Origin of the sequence: Prevotella sp. P5-92, assembly GCF_002251245.1 — a bacterium.
Lineage (GTDB): Bacteria > Bacteroidota > Bacteroidia > Bacteroidales > Bacteroidaceae > Prevotella.
In genome coordinates, this window is sequence record NZ_NPJG01000074.1 from 26,554 (window position 1) to 50,818 (window position 24,265).

The 24,265-nt window shown below is 51.0% G+C and carries 19 protein-coding genes; 16 read left to right on the top strand and 3 right to left on the bottom strand.

The genetic code is table 11. The annotated features are described in order from the left end of the window. Positions 1 to 43 precede the first annotated feature (43 nt). A complete protein-coding gene (locus CIK99_RS07660) occupies positions 44 to 847 on the bottom strand; it encodes a hypothetical protein (RefSeq protein WP_094380945.1) in 804 nt (267 codons plus the stop codon). A gap of 353 nt (positions 848 to 1,200) precedes the next feature. Between CIK99_RS07660 and CIK99_RS07665 the strand changes: the two genes are divergently transcribed. From CIK99_RS07665 to trmD, 5 genes are all read left to right on the top strand, one after another. After that, positions 1,201 to 2,469 carry a replication-associated recombination protein A gene (locus CIK99_RS07665; RefSeq protein WP_094380963.1) on the top strand — a complete coding sequence of 423 codons (1,269 nt, stop codon included), beginning with the start codon at positions 1,201 to 1,203 and terminating at the stop codon, positions 2,467 to 2,469. Between the two features lie 33 nt (positions 2,470 to 2,502). Next, the gene (locus CIK99_RS07670) at positions 2,503 to 3,459 is read left to right on the top strand and encodes a D-2-hydroxyacid dehydrogenase (RefSeq protein WP_094380964.1); all 957 of its coding nucleotides are present in this window, start codon (positions 2,503 to 2,505) and stop codon (positions 3,457 to 3,459) included. Between the two features lie 12 nt (positions 3,460 to 3,471). After that, positions 3,472 to 4,110, top strand: a complete 639-nt coding sequence (locus tag CIK99_RS07675) for a trimeric intracellular cation channel family protein (RefSeq protein WP_094380946.1) — start codon at positions 3,472 to 3,474, stop codon at positions 4,108 to 4,110. Positions 4,111 to 4,156: 46 nt separating this feature from the next. Next, entirely contained in the window at positions 4,157 to 5,296 is a 1,140-nt protein-coding gene (locus CIK99_RS07680; RefSeq protein WP_094380947.1) for a Rid family hydrolase, read from the top strand. A gap of 461 nt (positions 5,297 to 5,757) precedes the next feature. Further along, positions 5,758 to 6,435 carry a tRNA (guanosine(37)-N1)-methyltransferase TrmD gene (gene trmD, locus CIK99_RS07685; protein WP_094380948.1) on the top strand — a complete coding sequence of 226 codons (678 nt, stop codon included), beginning with the start codon at positions 5,758 to 5,760 and terminating at the stop codon, positions 6,433 to 6,435. A gap of 66 nt (positions 6,436 to 6,501) precedes the next feature. On the opposite strand, the gene CIK99_RS07690 is transcribed toward trmD, so the two are convergent. Beyond that, positions 6,502 to 7,353: a patatin family protein gene (locus tag CIK99_RS07690; protein WP_094380949.1), complete on the bottom strand. Its 852-nt coding sequence runs from the start codon at positions 7,351 to 7,353 to the stop codon at positions 6,502 to 6,504. A gap of 108 nt (positions 7,354 to 7,461) precedes the next feature. Here CIK99_RS07690 and CIK99_RS07695 point away from each other — a divergent pair, with 108 nt between their 5' ends. From CIK99_RS07695 to trpA, 11 genes are all read left to right on the top strand, one after another. Next, positions 7,462 to 8,865 carry an aminopeptidase P family protein gene (locus CIK99_RS07695; protein ID WP_094380950.1) on the top strand — a complete coding sequence of 468 codons (1,404 nt, stop codon included), beginning with the start codon at positions 7,462 to 7,464 and terminating at the stop codon, positions 8,863 to 8,865. A gap of 234 nt (positions 8,866 to 9,099) precedes the next feature. Continuing rightward, the gene (locus CIK99_RS07705) at positions 9,100 to 10,302 is read left to right on the top strand and encodes an aminopeptidase C (protein WP_094380951.1); all 1,203 of its coding nucleotides are present in this window, start codon (positions 9,100 to 9,102) and stop codon (positions 10,300 to 10,302) included. Positions 10,303 to 10,652: 350 nt separating this feature from the next. Further along, positions 10,653 to 12,380: a single-stranded-DNA-specific exonuclease RecJ gene (gene recJ / locus CIK99_RS07710; protein WP_094380952.1), complete on the top strand. Its 1,728-nt coding sequence runs from the start codon at positions 10,653 to 10,655 to the stop codon at positions 12,378 to 12,380. A 161-nt stretch (positions 12,381 to 12,541) separates the two neighbouring features. Then, entirely contained in the window at positions 12,542 to 14,443 is a 1,902-nt protein-coding gene (locus tag CIK99_RS07715) for an ATP-dependent DNA helicase RecQ (RefSeq protein ID WP_254047751.1), read from the top strand. A 370-nt stretch (positions 14,444 to 14,813) separates the two neighbouring features. Further along, positions 14,814 to 16,022 carry a tryptophan synthase subunit beta gene (gene trpB, locus CIK99_RS07720; protein ID WP_094380953.1) on the top strand — a complete coding sequence of 403 codons (1,209 nt, stop codon included), beginning with the start codon at positions 14,814 to 14,816 and terminating at the stop codon, positions 16,020 to 16,022. Next, complete coding sequence (locus tag CIK99_RS07725; protein ID WP_094380954.1) at positions 16,009 to 17,400, top strand: anthranilate synthase component I family protein; 1,392 nt, start codon at positions 16,009 to 16,011, stop codon at positions 17,398 to 17,400. The genes trpB and CIK99_RS07725 overlap by 14 nt, the downstream gene beginning before the upstream one ends. A gap of 28 nt (positions 17,401 to 17,428) precedes the next feature. Continuing rightward, positions 17,429 to 17,995, top strand: coding sequence for an aminodeoxychorismate/anthranilate synthase component II (locus CIK99_RS07730; protein ID WP_094380955.1), 567 nt, complete (start codon positions 17,429 to 17,431; stop codon positions 17,993 to 17,995). A 31-nt stretch (positions 17,996 to 18,026) separates the two neighbouring features. Continuing rightward, positions 18,027 to 19,025 carry an anthranilate phosphoribosyltransferase gene (trpD, locus tag CIK99_RS07735; protein ID WP_094380956.1) on the top strand — a complete coding sequence of 333 codons (999 nt, stop codon included), beginning with the start codon at positions 18,027 to 18,029 and terminating at the stop codon, positions 19,023 to 19,025. Between the two features lie 11 nt (positions 19,026 to 19,036). Beyond that, positions 19,037 to 19,825 carry an indole-3-glycerol phosphate synthase TrpC gene (trpC, locus tag CIK99_RS07740; RefSeq protein WP_094380957.1) on the top strand — a complete coding sequence of 263 codons (789 nt, stop codon included), beginning with the start codon at positions 19,037 to 19,039 and terminating at the stop codon, positions 19,823 to 19,825. Beyond that, on the top strand, positions 19,822 to 20,460 hold the full coding sequence (locus tag CIK99_RS07745; protein ID WP_094380958.1) for a phosphoribosylanthranilate isomerase: 639 nt from the start codon (positions 19,822 to 19,824) through the stop codon (positions 20,458 to 20,460). Before trpC ends, CIK99_RS07745 begins: the two co-directional genes overlap by 4 nt. Positions 20,461 to 20,489: 29 nt before the next feature. Next, the gene (trpA, locus tag CIK99_RS07750; protein ID WP_094380959.1) at positions 20,490 to 21,266 is read left to right on the top strand and encodes a tryptophan synthase subunit alpha; all 777 of its coding nucleotides are present in this window, start codon (positions 20,490 to 20,492) and stop codon (positions 21,264 to 21,266) included. A 136-nt stretch (positions 21,267 to 21,402) separates the two neighbouring features. Here the strand turns inward: trpA and CIK99_RS07755 are convergent, their stop codons facing one another. Next, the gene (locus CIK99_RS07755; RefSeq protein WP_158215938.1) at positions 21,403 to 23,334 is read right to left on the bottom strand and encodes a DUF4842 domain-containing protein; all 1,932 of its coding nucleotides are present in this window, start codon (positions 23,332 to 23,334) and stop codon (positions 21,403 to 21,405) included. Positions 23,335 to 24,265 lie beyond the last annotated feature (931 nt).

Sequence of the window (24,265 nt, forward strand, 5' to 3'; positions counted from 1 at the left end):
AGCTCAAACTCGTCAGCTCAAACTCGTCAGTTCAAACTCGTCACTATTCTTCATCCACATAGTCTTCAAGCGACCCTGCCTCCTCATCGGGATCGGATTCGATGACAAACGTGGTGCGATAGTTGTCCTCGTTGAGATCCTCATCGCTGAAGTCGGTCGGCTCGACAATCTCGTCGTCGTCATCGTGGTTCTTATAGTCGTCGATAGGCAGGTCGTCTTCCTCTTCGTTGTCGCTGTGACTCTGAAACTGCATACGCAGCTTCTCCTTCTGCGGTTTCACCTTTACGAAGATAGCCTCAACCCATGTGCCCTTCGGCACCTCGAGGACGTCGAATCCGTCAGCTACTTTCTTTTCATACATGCCGCCCGGCTTGTGCAGACGGTTCTGGGGAAGCGTAGTGGTGGATACGTCAAATCCGCTCTCAATGATGTCTTGTATGCTCTGTGGCAACGAGTCCCAACCACCGCCAAAGTTGCGTTCAAGCACTTCTACAAGCTTTGCAGCCGAGATGTGCTGGATGTTCTCGTAGGTGAGGTCGCTCACACGCATGATGGGACGTTTCTTCACGGCCCATGTCAACTTCGTGTTCTCGTCGAGTGCCACCGTGGCTATCTTATAGCCCATCTTCTCATATTTTCCTCTCACAATATTGCTGTCGTCTTTCAGGTCTTCGAGGAGGAAAGCAGCCTTGATGATATCCGTATAACGACGCAAGTTTTCAATCACCTCTGTATCTTTCTCTGCACCTTCCAACATGCGGAAGATATCGTTCTCCTGAATGTCCCACACGTTACTCTTTGTGAGTGTCTTCAAGGACAATGCCTTATTGTTTGAATCTTCTTTCATGCAATAGTTTTTTCTTGTTATTTCTTTTTTTCCGTGCAAATGTATATACTTTATTTTATATATACAAGATTTTCACCCATAAATTTTATAAAACACACTCTTTTTTCTCTTTTCCGCAACATTCGATACCATTTATCCGCCACTGGCATCCACCTATTATCCTTCAAACAATAAAAAACGAAAAAAAACGGGATAATAATTTTGTATTCTTCAAAACTTATATTACCTTTGCATAAAGTTTAGCTGCACTCGGCAATTTGAGAGTAAACTCTCATTGCGCTCATTTGCAAAACCTTTGCATAAAGTTTAGCATAAAGTTTAGCATAATCTTTGTAAACAAAAACTTAAAAAACATGTCACAACCACTGGCAGAAAGACTGAGACCAAGAACGCTCGACGAATATATAGGACAACGACACCTGGTAGGCGAAGGGGCTGTGCTGCGCAAGATGATCGACTCGCGGCACATCACCTCTTTTATATTATGGGGACCACCGGGAGTGGGAAAAACCACACTCGCACAAATCGTAGCCAACAAACTCGAAGTGCCGTTCTTTACACTCTCGGCCGTGACCAGCGGAGTGAAAGACGTGAGGGAAGTGATAGAGAAAGCACAGAAAAACCGATTCTTCAACACGGCCTCACCAATTCTCTTCATCGACGAGATCCACCGCTTCAGCAAGTCGCAACAGGACTCGCTCCTCGGAGCCGTAGAACGGGGCATTGTCACACTCATCGGAGCAACAACCGAAAACCCGTCGTTTGAGGTGATACGTCCACTACTGTCGAGATGCCAGACCTTCGTCCTCAAATCGCTCGAGAAAGACGACCTCCTCGACCTGCTCCACAGGGCACTGACAACAGACGTGGAACTGAAACACCGACGCGTGGAACTAAAGGAGACCGATGCCCTGCTAAGATATAGCGGGGGCGACGCACGCAAACTGCTCAACATCCTCGAACTCGTCATCGACTCTGAAGGAGAAGGCGAGGTCGTCATCACCGACGACCTCGTGGCACAACGGCTGCAACAGAACCCTCTTGCCTACGACAAGGGAGGTGAGATGCACTACGACATCATCTCGGCGTTCATCAAAAGCATTAGAGGCAGCGACCCCGATGCCGCCCTCTACTGGCTCGCAAGGATGATAGAAGGAGGCGAAGACCCGAAATTCATCGCCCGCCGACTGGTCATCAGCGCAGCGGAAGACATTGGACTGGCAAACCCTAACGCTCTGCTGCTGGCCAACACCGCATTTGATGCCGTCAACAAAATAGGATGGCCCGAGGGACGCATACCACTGGCCGAGGCCACCGTATATCTCGCCACCAGCCCCAAGAGCAACTCGGCTTACCTCGCCATAGACAAGGCCCTCGAAGTAGTAAGGCAGACAGGCAACCAACCGGTACCGCTACACCTTCGCAACGCGCCTACCAAACTAATGGCAGAACTCGGCTACCACGACGGATATAAATACCCTCACGACTACCCGGGACACTTCACTCCACAACAGTACATGCCCGACGAACTGCAAGGACAACAGTTGTGGACTCCGCAACACTCGCCCGCCGAGGACGTCCTGGCACAGAGAATGAAAAACTATTGGAATAAGGAAATTTGAATAAGATAAATTCTCAGCATTATGAATAAAGACATTAAAATAGTAGTAGTGGATGGCTACGGCATGAACCCTGGCGACCTCTCGTGGGACGCTCTACGACAACTGGGTGATGTCACCATCTACGACCGTACGGCAGAAGACGAGGTATATTTGAGATGCCAAAAGGCCGATATCATACTCACCAACAAGGTGGTATTCAACGCAGAACTCATCTGGGAACTGCAAAACCTGAAATACATAGGAGTGCTCGCCACCGGATATAACGTCATCGACACACAGGCGGCAAGCGACCGCGGCATCGTCGTCACCAACATCCCCGCATACAGCACCGAGAGCGTGGCGCAAAACACTATCGCACACATGCTCGCCATCGCCAACCGCGTGGAACACTACACCGAACTCAACAAAAAGGGACGGTGGAGCACCAACCCTGACTTCACCTACTGGGACACTCCGCTCTTCGAACTGGCAGGAAAAAACCTCGGCATCGTTGGCCTCGGAAGAATCGGAATGAAAGTGGCCGAGATAGCTCACGCCATGGGTATGAATGTATATGCAGTCACAAGCAAGAGCGCTATCGAACTGCCCGACGGCATCCACAAATGCACCATGGAGAATATGTATGCCAACTGCGACTTCATCTCGCTCCATTGCCCACTACTGAAACAGACCACCGAGATGATCAATGCAGCGACAATAAGCAAGATGAAACAAGGGACGGTAATCATCAACACAGGACGTGGACCACTCGTCAACGAAAACGATGTGGCAGAGGCTCTGCACAGCGGACAACTCGGAGGATACTGCGCCGACGTGATGTGCGAGGAACCGCCAGCAGCCGACAACCCGCTACTCTCCGCACCCAATGTCTTCATCACACCTCATATCGCCTGGGCGAGCCTTGAGGCAAGACGACGGCTGATGAGCACCGCCGTCAACAACGTCAAGGCATTCCTCGAAGGAACACCCATCAACGTCGTAAACAAATAATAGAGGACGACGATGCTAACATCTCTTTGGGATATCTCCATACAACAGATCATAGAGTTCCTCGGTACATTCGCCTTTGCCATCTCGGGAATAAGACACGCTGCAGCGAAAAACTTCGACTGGTTTGGTGGATATGTCTGCGGCATTGCCGTGGCCATAGGGGGCGGTACCATACGCGACGTCATGCTCGGCACCACACCATTCTGGATGACCAGCCCGTTCTACATGCTTTGCACAGCACTGGCACTGCTCTTCGTGGTGACATTCGCCAAACACATCGAACCGCTGAAAAACGCATGGTTTGTCTTCGACACACTCGGACTCGCGCTCTTCACCATCGCCGGCATACAAAAAAGCATCATCATGGGACAACCTTACTGGGTGGCTATCATCATGGGATGCATCACCGGTGCTGCGGGTGGCGTGATACGCGACGTGCTGCTCAACAACGAACCCGTCATCTTCCGAAAGGAGATCTACGCCATGGCAAGTCTCATGGGAGGACTGGCTTACTGGATCACCATGTATCTCGACAACAGCATCGAACTCTCGGTGATCGTCAGCTTCTCCATCACATGCCTCATCAGGTTCCTCGCAGTAAGATACCATCTCTCATTGCCTAAGCTGAAAGGACTTATCGCGGAAGAATAAGTAACAAGTGCCTTGCGCGGAAGAACAAGTAACGAAACTATTGCTAATGACTCAAAAAATCACTTATAACGACACCGTCATAGAGACATTTATCTACGACGACGGCAAAGGGGTAAAGGAAGCACACGTGATGATTCACGTCTCATGCCCCACCCTGCCATATCATCTACAGCTCGATGCGCTGACAAAGGCCTTCGCCTTCGTCACGTCAAGCGAACTGCCGTCGTTCGTGCCCGTATTCAAACGCTACTTCCTCAGCGACGCCGCCAACCAGGCCGACCTCGTACATGCCACCGAGACGGAAGCGTCACACTGTGCAGTCTCCGCCGTACAGCAACCACCTCTCGATGGCACCAAAGTAGCACTATGGTGCTACCTCGCTACCGACATCACCGTCACCACGTCAGAGAGCGGACTGTATGCCGTTAGCCACTCTGCCTACAGACACCTGTGGGGCGGAGGAGCACGCAACACGGCGAAAAACTCAGAATATCAGACGCGACTGCTCTTCAACGAGTATGTCACGCAACTCGCTAAAGAACAGTGTACGCTACGCGACAACTGCATACGCACATGGTTCTTCGTCAACGACGTTGACCTGAACTATGCCGGTGTGGTCAATGCCCGCAACAGGGCTTTCTTCACCCAGGGACTCACCTCCGACACCCACTTCATCGCCAGCACTGGCATCGGCGGACGGGGAGCTGAGAGCGACGTACTCGTACTTATGGATTCCTATGCCATCAGCGGCATCCTGCCCGAACAGGTGTCGTGGCTCTATGCACCCACTCATCTCAACCGCACCAGCGACTACGGTGTGAGCTTCGAGCGAGGCACCATGGTTGACTACGGCGACCGTCGCCACGTGTTTATCTCTGGCACCGCAAGCATCGACAACAAAGGCCGCATCATGCATCCTGGCGACATAGTCAGTCAGGCACATCGCATGACGGAGAATGTTGAGGTGTTGCTTGCTGAAGCCGGTTGCGATTTCTCAGATGTCTGCCACCTTATTATATATATACGCGACACGGCCGACTACACCATAGTCAACAGCATCATCAGCGAGCGATTCCCCGACATCCCAAAGGTCATCCTACTTGCTCCCGTATGCAGGCCGGGATGGCTCATCGAGATGGAGTGTATGGCAATAAAGCCCGTCACTACATCCTTCCCTGGCTTCTGATGCTAAAGAAAAACCTGTCGATGCTAAAGAACATGATATAAACATAGCGGCGCCAAGGCAATTGCCTCAGCGCCGTCTTTTTTATGCCAGTTACAGTCTTCCACTTACCGCTTCCTCAACGTTGCTATAAAAAAAAGACTTCGTGAGTCATGGTAGTACCACGGATAGTGTCACGACTGTTCCACACCTATTATCACGACTGTTCCATAGCTATTATCACGACTGTTCCATAGCTGTGGTACGACCGTGACACACGAGTATCCACATGTCTTCTGAAACGGGTATTCAGCAGTCGGCTGATTGGGCCTTCTGAAGCCTCTTCACCCAAGCGATATGACGGCAACTAACCAGCCGTTCTGCTGCTTTCCTAATAGGGGGATATGACGGTATGACACCACGTTTAATATTTTTTAGCATCAAAGAAGAGGTGAGGTATTCATTTTTTTTGTACTTTTGCACACATGAGAATAGACATTATATCAGTTTTGCCCGAAATGATAGAGGGATTCGTACACGAGTCGATACTCGCAAGGGCACAGAAAAAAGGATTGGCGGAGATCCACCTGCACAACCTCCGCGACTACACACTCGACAAATGGCGTCGCGTGGACGACTATCCTTACGGCGGATTTGCAGGTATGGTGATGCAATGCGAACCTATCGACCGTTGCATCTCAGCCTTGAAAGCTGAACGCGAATACGACGAGGTGATATATACCTCGCCCGACGGAGAGAAGTTTGACCAACATATTGCCAACGACCTCTCACTGAAGGGAAACCTGATAATACTCTGCGGACACTATAAGGGCATCGACCACCGCATACGAGAACACCTCATAACAAGGGAGATAAGCATAGGCGACTACGTGCTCACGGGAGGCGAACTGGCAGCCGCGGTGATGGCTGACGCCATAGTGCGCGTGGTGCCGGGAGTGATAGGCGACGAACAAAGTGCACTGTCTGACTGCTTCCAGGACGATATGCTCTCAGCTCCTATCTATACACGCCCCGCAGACTACAAAGGATGGAAGGTGCCGGAGATTCTGCTCAGCGGCAACGAGGCAAAAATAAAGCAATGGGAGTTTGACCAGGCCATGGAACGCACCAAGCGACTCAGACCCGACCTGCTCAAAGAATAACTGCTGACTTTGTCATAAAAAAACAACTGCTGACTTTGTCATAAAAAAAATTACCTGCCAGCAGATTCACTCTGACAGGTAACTCTCGCAGAACTCGTCGCCCAGACGGAAACCTTCCTCATAAAGGGCTTCGAGCTTCACGGGGTCTTTCTCTATACGGTCCACCTCCAACGGACGCTCGGGACGTATGCACAACACCTCGCCGCGAGCTTCCATCTGCTCCACCATCTCCAACTGGCGGTTATACTCCTTGATACGCCTGCTGAGCACCACTCGCAAGCGGGGATAACGCCTATATATAAAAGGTGGAATCTTAAGGTCGCGACCCGTCTTGCGATAACCGCGGTTGCGAGTAAGCACAAGCACATTGCGCTCATGCCCAGTCTCTATGGCACGCATCACGGGAATACTATCGACAATGCCTCCGTCGAGATAAAGCGACCCATCAACATCGATTATCTTGCTGACATAAGGCAGACTGCTGCTCGCACGGCAGATGTCGAGAAGACGCTGGCGATTGCCCTCGTGCTCCTCCAGATACTCGGCACGACCAGTAAGACAGTTGGTCACGACCATCTCGAAAGTCATGTCGTTAGAGAAATATGTATCATAGTCGTATGGAATAAGCTCGTTGGGAAAACGGTCGTATAGCAGTTCGGGATCAAAGATACAACCCTGACGGATGAGATGCTTCAAACTGAGATAGTCATACTTCACAAGCATGTCGATATTCGACAAACGGGCACGACGCGGCTGATGGCTGGCATACGACAGACCATTGCAAGCCCCAGCCGACACCGCCACCACATAACGGAAGTACAGCTGATGCTTCATAAACGCGTCGAGAACACCACTCGTAAACACGCCTCTCATGCCTCCACCCTCAAGTACAAGCCCCGTTTTTCTGTTAATTACCATAATTATAGCCTATAAATATTAAAAAAACAGTGCAAAGATACTGCTTTTTCACAAAAAACCACTACCTTTGCTTCAAAATGAATAATAATTCACTAAAAATTAACAAAAATGTTTAGCAGAGAAACCTATATTAACCGTCGCGCCGAGTTAAAAAAACTCGTCAAAAGCGGCGTCATCCTGTTCTTCGGCAACAACGAGTCGCCGATGAACTATCCAAACAACACTTACTATCCATTCCGTCAAGACTCGTCGTTTCTCTATTATTTCGGACAGCATAGAGATGGCCTCGTAGGAGTTGTCGATGTTGACAACAACCGCGAGATGCTTATCGGCAACGACATCGACATAGAGGACATCGTATGGTACGGATCCGTTGACAGCGTGGCTGAACTCGCCGCAGAAGTAGGCGTCGCTGACTCTGCGCCAATGAAAGAACTGAAAAACATCTGTGACGAGGCGGCCAGCAAAGGACGCAAGATACACTTCCTGCCTCCATACCGCCACGACACAATGATACAGATAATGGACCTCACCGGCATACACCCAAGCAAACAGCGCAAGGAGGCATCGCTCGAGCTGATAATGGCTGTAGTGAAACAACGCGCCACTAAAGAACCTCAAGAAATAGAGGCCATAGAGAAAGCGTGCGACGTGGGATATCTCATGCACACCACAGCCATGAGAGTGACAAAGGCCGGACTGACAGAGAAATACGTGGGAGGCATCATAGACAGCGTCGCACTCTCACACGCGTCAAAAAACAGCTTCCCCACCATCTTCAGCCAGCATGGAGAAATAATGCACGGCATACCACGACTCGACGTGCTGCAAGAGGGCAGACTGGCACTCTGCGACTGCGGATGCGAACTCAACGACTACTGCTCTGACAACACTCGAACATTCCCCGTAGCAAAAAAGTTCACACAACGGCAACTGGAGATATACTCCATCGTAGAAGCATGTCACGACTACGCCATTGAGGTGGCTAAGCCCGGAGTGAAATGGATGGACGTGCATCTCAACATATGCCGTATGATGACAGACAAACTCAAGGAACTCGGACTGATGAAGGGCGACACCGAAGAGGCCGTAAAGGCTGGCGCTCACGCCATGTTCATGCCTCACGGACTGGGACACATGATGGGTATGGACGTACATGACATGGAAGGCCTTGGACAGACTTACGTGGGATTTGACGAGGAGACACAGCCAAACCTCGAACAGTTTGGCACCAACTGCCTACGCATGGGACGCCGACTGCAAGAAAACTTCGTGATGACCGACGAACCAGGTATCTACTTTATCCCCTCGCTCATCGACGAATGGCGAGACAGCGGACACTGCGCCGACTTCCTTAACTTCGATAAGATCGAGACCTATAAGGACTTCGGTGGCATCCGCCTTGAAGACGATATCCTCATCACCCCCAACGGCTGCCGCTTCTTAGGAAACAAACGCATCCCTTACCACCCAAAAGACGTGGAAGCGTATATAGAGGAATATAGAGAGTAATACTTCCGGAAGCCCCGGAAACTCCGGAAAACCCGGAAACTCCAGAAGACCCGGAAACTCCAGAAAACCCGGAAACTCCGGAAAACCTGGAAAACCCGGAAACTCCAGAAAACCTGGAAAACCCGGAAAACCCGGAAGCCCCGGAAACTCCGGAAAACCCGGGAAACCCGGAAAACCCGGAAAAAAAAACGATCAAAACAATAAAAATTACATTATTAAATTACATTATTAAAAATGAAGAAAATCATGTTGCTTTCGCTCGCTGCCCTTCTTACACTGGGAGCAAGCGCAGAAGAAAAGAAAAATGGTGAGAACAAAAACAAGCCCGTGTTCACCACCATAAAAGAAAACAAAATCACAAGTATCAAAGACCAAAACAGGAGCGGCACGTGCTGGGACTACTCCACACTCAGCTACTTCGAAGCTGAGATACTCAAGAAAACCGGCAAGACATACGACCTCTGCGAGTCGTTTGTAGCCAACAAGACTTATATGGATCGCGCAGTACAGGTAGTCCGCCTGCACGGCGACTGCCAGTTCTCGCAAGGAGGCTCTTGCTACGACCCACTCTACTGCATGCAGCACTACGGCATCTGCCCAGAAGACGCAATGCCTTTCCCAGGCTCGCTTTACGGCGACTCGCTCAACAACTTCAACGAGTTCTTCGCCCTCATGGAACCATACGTGGCTGCCGTAGCTAAGGGCGACCACAAGAAACTGTCGTCACAGTGGAAGGTGGGACTGCAGGGCATCCTCGACGCTTACCTCGGCAAGTGCCCTGACACATTCACCTACGAAGGCAAACAGTACACCCCACAGTCGTTCGTGCAAAGCCTCGGCATCAACCTCGACGACTATGTGACCATCACCTCTTACACTCACCACCCATTCTACACACGCTTCGCTGTGGAAGTGCAGGACAACTGGCGCAACCCACTATCTTGGAACCTGCCAATGGACGAGATGATGCGCGTGATTGACAACGCCATCAACGAGGGCTACACCATCGCATGGGGAGGCGACGTGAGCGAAGAAGGATTCACACGCAAGGGACTCGCTTATGCCTACGACGTGAAGGAAATGGAAAGCTTGCAGGGCAGCGACATGGCAAAATGGATGAGACTGGAGAAATCCAAAAAGACAGCTCTCATCGACTCGCTCGGATGCACCGTGCCTGAAATCACACCTACACAGGAACGCCGCCAGCAACGCTACGACAACTGGGAACTCACCGACGACCACGGCATGCTCATCTACGGCATCGCCAAAGACCAAAACGGCAAAGAATACTATATGGTGAAAAACTCATGGGGCGAAACCGGCGACTATAAGGGTATTTGGTACATGACCAAAGCCTTCATCGCTGACAACACCATGGACTTCATGGTAAACAAAAACGCCATACCAAAGGATATCAGAAAGAAACTCGGTATCTAAGATTGAATAAACAGTTATTGGATAAGCTGTAATCAAGATTGAATAAGCTATTATCAAGATTGAATAAGCTATTATCAAAGATATATTTCGAAGAGTGAAGAACGATGATTTCTTCACTCTTCTTATTTTCTCATCATAAACTCATCATTGACCCATCATTTACTCATCATAAACTCATCATAAACTCATCATAAACCCATCATTGACTCATCATCTACTTCCCTTCATTAAAAAAACAAAAAAAAGCGGGGGATCTTGCTTTTATATTAAATATTATTCGTAACTTTACACGCCAAAATGTACCTATACGTACGTTTTGCACTGAAGAAGAAAATAAAAAAACAATATAAATGCATTTCAAATGGAACATAGAAACACCATCATCCGAAAGAAAGCAGGCAGCTAAGGAGCTGGCAGACAAGATCGGAATGAGCCCGATACTTGCCGACCTGCTCATAAGAAGAGGCATAAAGACAGAATCGGCTGCCAAACGCTTCTTCCGACCGATGCTGAGCGAACTCATCGACCCGTTCCTCATGAACGACATGGACATCGCCGTTGACCGACTCAACGACGCCATGGGACGTAAGGAACGCATCATGGTCTATGGCGACTACGACGTGGACGGATGCACTGCCGTCGCACTGGTGTATAAGGTATTGCAACAGTTCTACTCCAATATCGAATACTATATACCAGACCGATACGACGAGGGTTACGGAGTGAGCCGCAAAAGCATCGACGAAGCAAAGGAAAAAGGTGTAAAACTAATCATAGTTCTCGACTGTGGCATAAAAGCCATAGACGAGATAGCTTATGCAAAGAAGCTCGGCATTGACTTCATCATCTGCGACCATCACGTCCCCGACGACGAGATGCCGCCAGCCGTTGCCATACTCAACCCGAAGCGAAAAGACTCCACATACCCGTTCCACCACCTCTCTGGATGTGGCGTGGGATTTAAGTTTATGCAGGCTTTCGCTAAAAACAATGGCATCCCGTTCTCACGACTCATGCCCGTACTCGACTTCTGCGCCATCAGCATCGCGTCAGACATTGTGCCCGTGACAGGCGAAAACCGCACGTTGGCTTTCCACGGACTGAAGCAGCTGAACCAAAACCCGTCGGTGGGACTGAAAGCTATCATCAAGATATGCGGACTCGCGGGAAGGGAACTCACCATGAGCGATATAGTGTTTAAAATCGGACCACGCATCAACGCATCCGGAAGAATACAAAACGGCAAGGAAGCTGTTGACCTGCTCGTGGAACGCGACTTAAAGACGGCACTGCTGCAGGCAAGTCAGATAAACGGATACAACGAACTGAGAAAGGATATCGACAAGCAGATGACGGAAGAAGCTAACCAAATCGTGGAAAAGCTTGAAAACCAGCAGCATCTCTCGTCGATAGTGCTCTATGGCGAAAACTGGAAAAAAGGCGTCATAGGCATCGTGGCTTCACGACTCACCGAGCTCTACTTCCGTCCAACAGTGGTGCTCACCATTGTCGATGGCATGGCAACGGGATCGGCACGCAGCGTGGCGGGATTCGACATCTACGACGCCATAAAGAGCTGCCGCGACCTTCTCGAAAACTTCGGCGGACACACTTACGCCGCCGGACTGTCGATGAAGAAAGAGAATATCCCCGCCTTCAGCAAGCGGTTTCAAGCATATGTCAACAATCACATCCAGCCAGAACAGACTCAAGCCCTACTCGATATTGAGGAAGAGATAGACTTCAAGGACATCACCAAGAAGATGCTTACAGACCTGAAGAAATTTGCGCCTCACGGTCCGTTCAACCCCAAACCGCTGTTCTGCACTCACAACGTGTATGACTACGGCACAAGCAAGGTGGTGGGAAAGATGCAGGAACACATCAAACTCGAACTCGTTGACAGCAAGTCGAGCAACGTGATGAACGGCATCGCCTTCGGACAAAGCAGTTCGGCTCTGTTTATCAAGAGCAAACGCAGCTTCGACATCGTTTACACCATAGAGGAAAACGCTTATAAGCACGGCGAAATTCAACTTCAAATAGAAGATATCAAACCTTCGGGGAATGAAGAATGAAGAATTCTTTTGCAAACGAGAGGAGAACCGAGCTCGCTCGAGCTATCCCGAGTGCAGGTAAAGAATCGACGAAGTCAATGAAGTGTGAAATGTGAAAAGCTAACGAATCGACGAAGTCAATGAAGTGTGAAATGTGAAAAGCTAACGAATCGACGAAGTCAATGAAAGATAATTATCGCGAGATACTGAGGAGATATTGGCACTACGACGACTTCCGCGGCATACAACTCGACATCATCGAGAGCATCGGACAGGGACGCGACACCCTCGGCCTGATGCCTACAGGAGGCGGAAAGTCGATAACGTTTCAAGTGCCCGCACTGGCTTCTGAAGGCTTGTGCCTCGTTGTCACGCCTCTCATTGCACTGATGAAAGACCAGGTGGAGAACCTGCGGCGACGTGGCATCAAAGCGGCGGCAATATATTCCGGCATGACCAACGACAAGATACTGATGACGCTCGAGAACTGCATCTTCGGTGCCTACAAGTTGCTCTATGTCTCGCCCGAACGACTCACCTCCGAATTTTTCATCGCCAAGATAAGACACGCCCGCATCAGCTTCATCACCGTCGATGAGGCGCACTGCATCACGCAATGGGGCTACGACTTCCGTCCGTCGTATCTGAAGATTGCGCTCTTCCGCAAGCTCTTCCCCGACACTCCCGTCCTCGCACTTACCGCCACAGCCACGCCTGCCGTGATAGAAGACATACAGGTGCAGTTGGGATTCAAGGAGAAGAACGTGTTCCGCATGAGCTTCCTTAGAGCCAACCTCGCCTATATGGTTTTTCATGCCGCAAACAGGCTGGAGGACATAAGAACATTATTAAATAAGGTGGGAGGCAGCTCGATAGTGTATGTGCAGAAGAGAAAAGACTGCGACGAGCTGGTTGACTACCTCACGCAAAACGGCATCTCAGCCACTTCCTATCACGCCAGACTCAACGACGTGGACAAAAACCAACGGCAGGAAGCATGGAAGAGAGGCGACATCACTACCATGGTGGCCACCAACGCCTTCGGCATGGGCATCGACAAACCCGACGTGAGACTGGTGATACACAAAAACAGTCCCGCCAGCCTCGAAGCATACTTCCAGGAAGCAGGACGTGCTGGACGCGACGGCAAGAAAGCTTATGCCGTGATGATCTACAACGACGACGACAGGAAACGTCTCCTCATGCAGCTCAGACACTCTTTTCCCGAGAAAGACTTCATCAGGCAGGTGTATAACGAGCTGGCTTACTTCTACCAGATTGCCGTGGGCGACGGCTATAACTGTAACTTCGAGTTCGACATCAACAAGTTTTGCCGCACATATCGCCACATGCCAGAAGACACACTCTCAGCAATTAAAATCCTCATGCAGTCGGGATATGTGGCTTATACAGAAAACGACGACTATGCCTCGCGGGTGATGTTCGCCCTCGAACGCGACGACCTCTACCGCCTGCGCAACAACAGTCAGAAAGAAGACCTCCTGATAGAGACCATGTTGCGCAAATATCCAGGACTGTTCTGCACGTGGACATTTATCAACGAGGCTGATCTCGCCTCCATCCTTGGCATGGAACAACGAGAGGTGTATCTGCTGCTGAAAGGTCTCGACGACAAGAATATCCTCAACTACATCCCTCAGAAACACATCCCGCACCTGCGCTTCACTCAGCGCCGGGAAGACGGACACCGCATCACTATCCCCAAAGAGGTGTATGAAGTGATGTATATGAAAGCCGCCGAACGTATCGACGCCGTGCTGAAATACGCACAAGACGCCTCCACATGCCGCAGCCGACAGCTACTGGCATATTTCGGCGAGACGAAGAAAGAGGATTGCGGCGTCTGCGACGTGTGCTCGGCGAAAAAGCCACAGGAGAAGAAGACGGAGAAATGGATGGAGGCATACGACATGGTCATGGCAAAGCTGGCTGACAAGAAGAGACACGACATAGCCGAGCTGTGCGATACCGACATCCCGCTCGAGACGGTGGCTGACGTCATCACTTATCTTACCCATCAGCAGACAATAGGCAACGACGGGATATACGTGTTCATGAAATAACACGTCTAAAATGTAGGAATACTTATTCATGAAATAACACGTCCAAAATATAGGAAAAGCTGATAAAAAGACAGAAAAAAGACACGAAAACAACTTTTTTCATAGTAAAACACAAAAAAAAGTCACTTTTTGTTTGGAGTTTCAAGTAATTTGTGTACTTTTGCAGCGGTTAAACAATAAAAACAAAAAAATAATTATGAACAGTCTGTACAATACAACATCATGGTGGTGGCGCGGCTCGAGATTCAAATAATCGCGGGACACGAAGCTGTGTATTGTATAAAGGACAAATAACACAAGGCTCATCGTTAAACGCGATGAGCCTTGTTTGTTTTTAAAAAAAGAATAATAACACAAAAAAATAGAAAAGATGAAGAAATCGTTTTTAGTTGACGAAAATGGATTCTACGGAGATTTCGGCGGATCGTATGTGCCGGAAATACTCTATGCCACAGTGGAGAAACTGAGAGAGGAATATCTCGACATTCTCGAGTCGAAAGAGTTTCAGGACGAGTACATGTCGCTGCTGCGCGACTATGTGGGACGCCCGTCGCCCCTCTACCTCGCCAAGAGGATGAGCGAGCGCTACGGCTGCCGCCTCTACCTCAAGCGCGAAGACCTCAACCACACGGGAGCGCACAAGATAAACAACACCATCGGACAGATACTGCTGGCAAAGAAAATGGGAAAGAAACGCATCATAGCAGAGACCGGAGCCGGACAGCACGGCGTGGCGACGGCCACAGTGTGTGCGCTGATGGACATGCCGTGTGTGGTGTATCAAGGAGCACTCGACGTGGAACGACAGCACACTAACGTGGAACGCATGAAGATGCTCGGTGCAGAGGTGAGACCAGTGAAGACAGGCAACTGGACCCTCAAAGACGCCACCAACGAGGCGATACGCGACTGGTGCTGCCATCCACAAGACACCTTTTATATAATAGGCTCCACCGTTGGACCTCATCCCTACCCCGACCTCGTGGCACGTCTGCAGAGCATCATCTCGAAAGAGATAAAAGAGCAGCTCGAAGAGAAGACAGGACGCGACTATCCCGACTATCTCATCGCTTGCGTGGGCGGCGGCTCTAATGCTGCTGGCACCATCTACCACTATATCGACGACGAGCGCGTGAAGATTGTCCTGGCAGAAGCCGGCGGACAGGGTGTGGAGACAGGACACACTGCCGCCACCATTCATGCCGGACGACTCGGCATCCTGCACGGATCAAGAACACTCGTCATGCAGACTCCCGACGGACAGATCATCGAGGCTGAGAGCCTCTCTGCCGGACTCGACTATCCTGGCATCGGACCTATGCACGCCAACATCGCGTCGCAACACCGCGCCACCGTCTATTCCATCAACGACGACGAGGCCGTGAAGGCGGCGTACGAACTGACACGCACCGAAGGCATCATCCCCGCCCTCGAAAGCGCACACGCTTTAGGAGTGCTGCCAAAGATGAAGTTCAACGCCGACGATGTGGTCGTGCTCACCGTCAGCGGACGAGGCGACAAGGACGTGGAAACATATTTGTCTCACAAAGAAATGGCAGGAGAATATGGAAACTTTTAACTACAAGACATCATCGCGCACACTGCTCGCCGACCTCTACACTCCGGTGGGCATATACATGCGACTCAGGGACATCTATCCGCAGAGCGCACTCATGGAGAGTTCTGACTATCACGACTCGAACAACAGCCACTCGTTTATCGGCATCAACCCGATAGCGTCGGTAGCCATCAGTCATGGCGAGGCCATTTGCACCTTCCCCAACGGCGACACCACACGCCACGAGGTGAACCGCGACTACCGCTCAGACAAGGCCATCAACGCCTTCATCTCTCGCTTTAAGGTAGAAGGAGAATACGCTTCATACTGTGGACTTTACGGCTACACATCGTTTAATGCTGTTCGCTACTTTGAGGACATCGCCGTCAAGGACACCACGATGGAAAAGAACGATGCACCCGACATGATGTACATCCTCTACAGAGACATCATCGTGTTTGATCATTTCAACAATAAGCTCACCATCGTCACGCTCGGCGAAGAAAGCGCACTCGACGACATCTACCGGCAGATGAACAAAGCCAACGTGCATGCCTACGACTTCCATCCCGTGGGCGACACCACCTCGCCGCTCACCGACGAGGAGCACAAGGCCAACATACGCCGCGGCATAAAGCACTGCCTCAGGGGCGACGTGTTCCAGATAGTCATCGCACGCCGCTTCATCCAGCACTACGAGGGCGACGACTTTAAGCTCTATCGAGCGCTGCGCTCCATCAATCCCTCGCCTTACCTCTTCTACTTTGACTTCGGCGGCTTCCGCATCTTCGGCTCCTCGCCCGAAACACACTGCCGCATAGAAGGCAGGAAGGCGTATATCGACCCAATAGCCGGCACCACACGGCGCACAGGCGACGAAGAGGCTGACCGCAAGGCAGCCGAATACCTGCGCAACGACGCCAAGGAAAACGCCGAACACGTCATGCTCGTCGATCTGGCGCGCAACGACCTCAGCCGCAACTGCCACGGAGTGAAGGTTGACTTTTACAAAGACCTCCAATACTACTCTCACGTGGTGCATCTCGTATCGCGCGTCAGCGGTACGCTCGACGACGGCGCCGACCCCATAAAGGCCTTCATCGACACCTTCCCCGCCGGCACCCTGTCGGGAGCGCCCAAGGTGAGGGCTATGCAGCTCATCAGCGAGATAGAGCCACACAATCGCGGTGCTTATGGCGGCTGCATCGGTTTCATCGGTCTCGACGGCTCGCTCAACCAGGCCATCACCATACGCACCTTCGTCTCGCGCAACGGCGAACTGTGGTTTCAGGCTGGCGGCGGCATAGTGGCAAAGAGCGACGAGGACTACGAGCTGCAGGAAGTGAACAACAAGCTCGGCGCGCTGCGTAAAGCCATAATGATGGCTGAGAAGATGTAATTTACTGATTCATATTATTCGACTGACAATGAACAAGATAGTTATTATAGACAACTACGACTCGTTTACATACAACCTGAGTCACCTGATAAAAGAAACCGGTGCCGACGTGACGGTGATACGCAACGACAAGTTTACGCTCAACCAGTTGGAACCGTTCGACAAGATAGTGCTCAGTCCCGGACCGGGCATCCCTTCCGAGGCAGGACTGCTGCTCGACGTGATAAAGGCTTACAAGGGCAAGAAGCCCATCCTCGGCGTGTGTCTCGGCCATCAGGCCATCGGCGAGGTGTTTGGCGGCAAACTCGAAAACCTCTCCGACGTGTTCCACGGTGTCGCCACCGAGGGCACCCAGTTCTCTAACGACTACATCTTCGACCATCTGCCCAAGCGCATCACCATGGGGCGCTACCACTCATGGGTGGTGAGCCGCGACAACTTCCCCTCCTGCCTTGAGATCACCGCCGTGAGCGACGAGGGACAGATTATGGCGCTGCGCCACAAGCATTACGACATCCACGGCATACAGTTCCATCCCGAGAGTTTGCTCACGCCCGAGGGAAAGACCATAGTAAGAAACTTCATTCTCAAATAAACATCAAAAAATCGACACAACTATGCAAACAATGAAAGACATCCTCAACCGCATGCTCAACCACGAGGAGTTGACACGCGAGGAGACAAAAAACATACTTATCGGCATCACACAGAGCGAGTATCCCAACGAGCAGATCACAGCCCTGCTCACCGCGCTGCAGATGAGAGGAGTGACCGTTGACGAACTGTTAGGCTTCCGCGACGGAATACTCGAGACGGGCGTGCCAGTGCCACTCGACTGCGAACGCTATATCGACGTGGTGGGAACGGGCGGCGACCGCAAGAACACGTTCAACATCTCCACCACATCGTGTTTCGTCATCGCCGGAGCCGGCTACAAAGTGGCAAAACACGGCAACTATGCCGCCACAAGCACCAGCGGAGCCTCTAACGTGATAGCCAACCACGGCGTGAAGTTCACCGACGACATCGACCGCCTCAACCGCTGTATCAACGAGTGTGGCATCGTCTATCTCCACGCCCAACTCTTTGCCAAAGCCATGAAGTTTGTGGGTCCGATACGCAAGGCGCTGCAGTTTCCCACTTGCTTCAACCTGCTCGGCCCTATCGTCAACCCGTCGAAGCCTCAGTGTCAGCTGCTTGGAGTGGCAAACCTCGACCAGATGCGCCTGTATAATAATGTGTATCAGAAGATTGGCATCGACTACGGCATCGTCAACAGCATCGACGGCTACGACGAGATTTCGCTCACGGGCGACTTCAAGGTCACCACAAACAGCTATGAGCGCATCTTCAAGCCTTCAGACCTTGGCTTCAACATCATCAAACCCGAGGAACTGCGCGCCGGTGCCGACGAGAAGGAGGCTAAGCAGATCTTCGACAATGTGCTGGCCAACAGCGCTTTGCCTGCACAGAAAAACGTGGTGCTGGCCAACGCTGCTTTCGGCATCCAGGTGCTCGAAAAGGGAAAGAAAGATATCGAGGAGTGTATCGAGATTGCACGCGAGTCTATCGACAGCGGCAAGGCTTTGGCTACATTCAAGAAGTTTGTCGAACTCAATAGCTGACACGCAAGACTATGAGAGACATTCTTGAAGAGATAGTGGCTCACAAGCGCCAGGAGGTGGAACAGTTTAAGAGCGTGGTGTCTGAGCGCGACATCCACAAGCAGGTGGAAGCCATCATGGGCGGCGAGGTGCCTTCCATGCGACAGGCCATCAGCCAGTCGGCATCGGGCATAATAGCCGAGTTTAAGCGCAAGTCGCCGTCGAAGGGCTGGATAAAAGAGGACGGACAGGCGGAAGTCATTCCCCTCGCCTATCAGCATAACGGCGCTGCTGCCGTCAGCATCCTCACCGACGAGATGTATTTCGGCGGACGCGACGAGTTCATCGTCAGGGCTCGCAAGGCTGGCGTCACCATACCTGTGCTATACAAGAACTTTGTGATAGACGAGTATCAGCTGTTTCAGGCGCGTCTGTGCGGCGCGTCGGCAGTGCTGCTTATCGCCGCCGAACTGACCAAGGCAGAATGTCGCGGGCTGTTGCGCACGGCTCACGACCTGCAGCTCGAGGTGCTGCTTGAGATGCACAACGACAACGAACTGGAATATGCCGACCTCGACCCCGACATGTGTGGCATCAACAACCGCAACCTCGGCACCTTCGTCACCTCGGTGGAAAACTCGTTCCGTCTCGCCTCGCAGTTGCCAGCCGACGCGGTGAAGGTGAGCGAGAGCGGCATCTCGCATCCCGACACCATCCGCCAGCTACAGTTGGCTGGGTTCAAGGGATTTCTCATCGGTGAGTGTTTTATGAAAGAGGCTAACCCTGGCGAGGCTCTCGCCCAGTTTATCTCCGCGATATGATAATCAAGGTGTGCGGAATGCGCGAGCAGCAAAATATCAGCCACGTGGCGGCTACGGGCATCAACTGGATGGGGATGATCTTCTGGAACCGCTCGTCGCGCTTTGTAGGCGACATGGCTGCTGCGGCGGCAATCCCTGAGGGGATAACGCGTGTGGGCGTGTTTGTTGACCAGGACGCCAACGAGGTCAGCGAGAAGGTCATAGGCTGTTCGCTGCACGTCATACAGCTGCATGGCGGCGAGTCGCCGTCGTATATCAACGCCCTTCGCCCGCTGCTGCCTGCCAGCACTAAGGTAATGAAGGCCATCAGCGTGGGCTGTGAGGCCGACATAGAGAAGGCGGCCAGCTATGAGGGCACGGCCGACTATCTGCTGTTTGACACGAAATGTGTCACTGTGGGCGGCAGCGGACGTCAGTTTGACTGGAGCGTGCTCAGATCATATCGTGGCTCCTTGCCGTTCTTGCTCAGCGGCGGCATTGGTCCCGGCGACGCTCTCCGTCTCGCGTCGTTCAGTCATCCGCGTCTGATGGGCATCGACCTCAACAGCCGCTTCGAGCTGTCGCCCGGACTGAAAGACAGCGCCGCGCTATCTGTGTTTGTAGAAGAACTGAAAAGAGCCACTCGCTCAAAATAAGAAAACATGATAAAAAAACAATAGAAATTATGAACAAGATAAACTCACTCTTCGCCAATAGGGGCGACAAGAAGTTTCTGTCGCTCTATTTCTGTGCCGGATGTCCTCAGCTGGACTGTACCGGCGACGTGATAAAAGCCATGGAACGCCGTGGCATCGACTTCGTAGAGGTTGGCATTCCTTTCAGCGACCCCATGGCCGACGGTCCTGTCATCCAGGACGCCGCCACCCGCTCGCTGAAAAACGGCATGACGCTGTCCACACTGTTCAGCCAGCTCGAAGCCATCAAGCACGAGGTTAGCCTTCCGCTTATCCTCATGGGTTATCTCAACCCTATCATGAACTATGGCTACGAGGCGTTTTTCAGCCGCTGTGTGGAGACGGGCGTGTCGGGTGTGATCATTCCCGACCTTCCTTTCAAGGACTATCTCGACCTCATAAAGCCTGTGGCAGACAAGTACGACATCCGTGTCATCATGCTCATCACTCCCGAGACCAGCGAGGAGCGCATCCGCTTCATCGACGAGCATACCGACGGCTTTATCTACATGGTGTCGTCGGCTGCCACCACGGGAGCGCAGAAGAGTTTCGACGAGACCAAGCAGGAGTATTTCCGCCGCATCAACGGCATGAACCTCCGCAATCCGCGCATGATAGGTTTCGGCATCTCCAACCGTCAGACGTTAGAGAGTTCGCAGGCTAATGCCGCCGGTGCCATCATCGGCAGTAAGTTTGTAACGCTGCTCAACGAGAGCGCATCTGCCGACGAGGCTCTCGACAAACTCTTCGATGCCTTGAGCAAATAAGAACTCTTCGATGCCTTGAGCAAATAAGAGTTCAGGATACAAGATAGAAAAAAACGAAGCCCCGCACTCGTCGTGAGTGTGGGGCTTTGCTATAAGTGTCACGGTGAGGGGTGAACGGGTCTTCCCCCTCGCCGGTTTATTTTATTGTCGAGCCTTCTTCGGGAGAGTTGTACCACTCAATATTGTTTGAGTTGGCGCTCCAGTTGGCAAACTGCCGATAAGCGTCCTCAATGTTCACTCGCTCTTTTGGCCAAGCCCATGTGCCTGGTACGCAGAACATCTGCGGTGCGAGTCCTGAAGTAGGAGCGGTGATGGTGATGGCGTTAGTGTGTGTCCTCACCACCTGTATGGCAAAGCCGCCCATGTTGTTAGCCATCGAGAAGTCTGACGGTACGTTCACCGGGATTTTCTGTCCTTGGGCAGTGATGCTGTATGTGTTGATAATAGGATAGCTTCCGTCAGCCTTTTTGTCTGATCCGAGCAGCTGATGCGTCTCGCCCAGCTCTGTATTACCATAAATGATGTATGTCTCCAGCACACCACCGGCAGCCAACGGAGTGACATAGGCTGTTGTCTCGCCAGCCACATGGCTCACCTTAAACACCACGTCGTTGAAGTCGTAGTCGTTGGTGTCACCGAGGTCCTCGCAAGCTATTATCCACGATGGTGCTTCGGGATCCTCACCAATGTCTGGGATGTCATCGTCCTTCACATTACCTTTCACGAAGAAGAGGATGTCGTTCATATCGTCGTCGCCACCTTCGTCTTCCATACCGAGCACAATCTGTCCACCCCACTTATAGGTTACGAAATCTTTCGCTGAATCCTCCACTTCATAACTTGGATGGTTCTCATAATTCTTGTAATAGAACATTTTGTTCATCCAAGGGAGCGAATAACGGATATGGTATCCATATTCTGTTTCTGATTGCTTGTTACCGCCATCTATTATCTCAAAGAACACGATATGAGTGCCCGCAGGGAAATTGTCGCTTGGCGTGCCCGTCCCGTCTTCTCCGAAATATGTGAGTTTGTATGTGGTTCCTGTAAGAAGGCAATCATTACCATTGTACATTTCATAGCCTGTTACCAAACCTGGCAGTTTCATGCCATCTCCGCTGCCCATTGCCACTCCGTCAACCTTTACGTTTCCCTGTGGGGTTGCATCTTCCATCAGGATGTATCTCGGTGCGCGTAGTATCTCGTCCTGCGTAGCTCCGTTCCGATAGTAAAGATAGCCAAATTTGTTTTTCTTGACTGTACCTCCATACATGAAGGATATTTCCATCGGTCCAGCGCTTTCCATCACGTATTCAACGCCCTGAGATGGCTTCAGCTGCGCTTCCCAATGCTTGCGATTACATTTTCCCTCGCTGTCCTTGCCTTGCTCGCCAAACACGCCATTTTGTCCGACAATGTCAATGATGTCGCTGATTTTACAACTTGACGCATCTCTTGTCTGCACGCCATTCAACCTGTAGAGCGAGAACACCTTGTTAAAATCTATTGCGGGATTCCATTGATTATCCCAAAGTTCCGATGGCCATAAATGATTTTCGTCTCTGAAATTTCCGAAAGCCGAAATATTCGTCGCCAACGACACCGATCGTGTTGTGATGGCTCTTGTCTTGGCCTTGTTTCCTGCAGACACATTCACGTTTCCGTCTTCCACGGCATAGTAATCGGCAAGCACAACATTGCCTTTAGCGTCTTTTGCCACGACATAAACGGTGCTTGTGCCTTTGGCAATGTCAAAGGCCATATTAGCCGTGCCCAGGCTGAACTCGGCCATCTTAGTCGAGTTAGCCGAACCTGGCAAGGAAGAGTACACCTCCACCGAAGTTGCTCCGATGGCAGTCAGGTTGATATTCACAGTTGCAGTGGTAGCCAAGTTCCAGTCTTGGTTCTCGTCGATGTTTCCGAACTTGTTGTCCCATCCATTGGAGTAGTCTTGGACCACTTGGTTGGGATTAATGAGTTCCACCTCTCTGGAGCAGGAGCTCATGATGGCGGCGGCAGCAGCTATGGCTACGAGCGAGCCGCTAAGTGCAGTCTTCTTGATTTTCATACGTTTACGTAATGTGTGGTGAGTTTGCATTATTATTATTTTCAGCTGCAAAGATACGAATTTTATTTTAAAATCAAGGTGTATTTTCCCGAAAAAGTGACGCAATATTACCATCATTTAACATTTCCTCCGTTCTCCGTCGCTTGCGACCTACTCTTTAAATCCATAAATCTCTATTTACCTTACCTTTCGGACGGTGACCGTTGGTTCTCTTTGTCTCTGTGGTTTAAATAAAACCCTTATACAATGGGAGTTACCACTTCCGAACCAACGGTCACTGGCCGAAGGGTAAAGTAAAGTTGAATTATAATATTGCTCCCACGCGTGGAATTTATTTTTTCCTCGCGTGGTAGCAAAACGCCACCCTGTCGCCACCCCTTCCTCTTATGGCCTTTGAGAGTGGAAGCAGTGTGTGGGGAGAAGACCGGAATGTTAACAACCGTGAAAAAGTTAACTTGTTAACGGTTAACTGGTAACTTTTTTAAGATGACGAGTGGAATGTTCAGTTGACGAGTTGATTGCGGTATTGTCCGCCGCTAATCTCCAGTATTGTCCGCCGCTAATCTCCGCTGTAGGGTCTTACCTCGTGTAAGACCGCACCCCGATTTGCGGTGGTTTTGTACACCGATTTGCGGTGGTTTTTCGGCGGCGATAGGCGGGCGGTCTTACACGAGGTAAGACCCTACAACGGCGGGCGTTGTCGCGGATTGTCGCGGATATGCACCGAGATTTGTCGCGGCAAACCGGTTGTCATTGAACATCTCGTTTTCTTCCTTCGAATCTGCTTCCCCTCTCAAAGGCCTTTGAGGGTGACAAGTCAGAATTGAAGACATTGTCTCGAATTGACTTGTTCAGATTCTGTCTTTCTTTCAATCTACTATTTATAGTAAGATATAATAAATTATATATTTATATATAATTTATTATATAT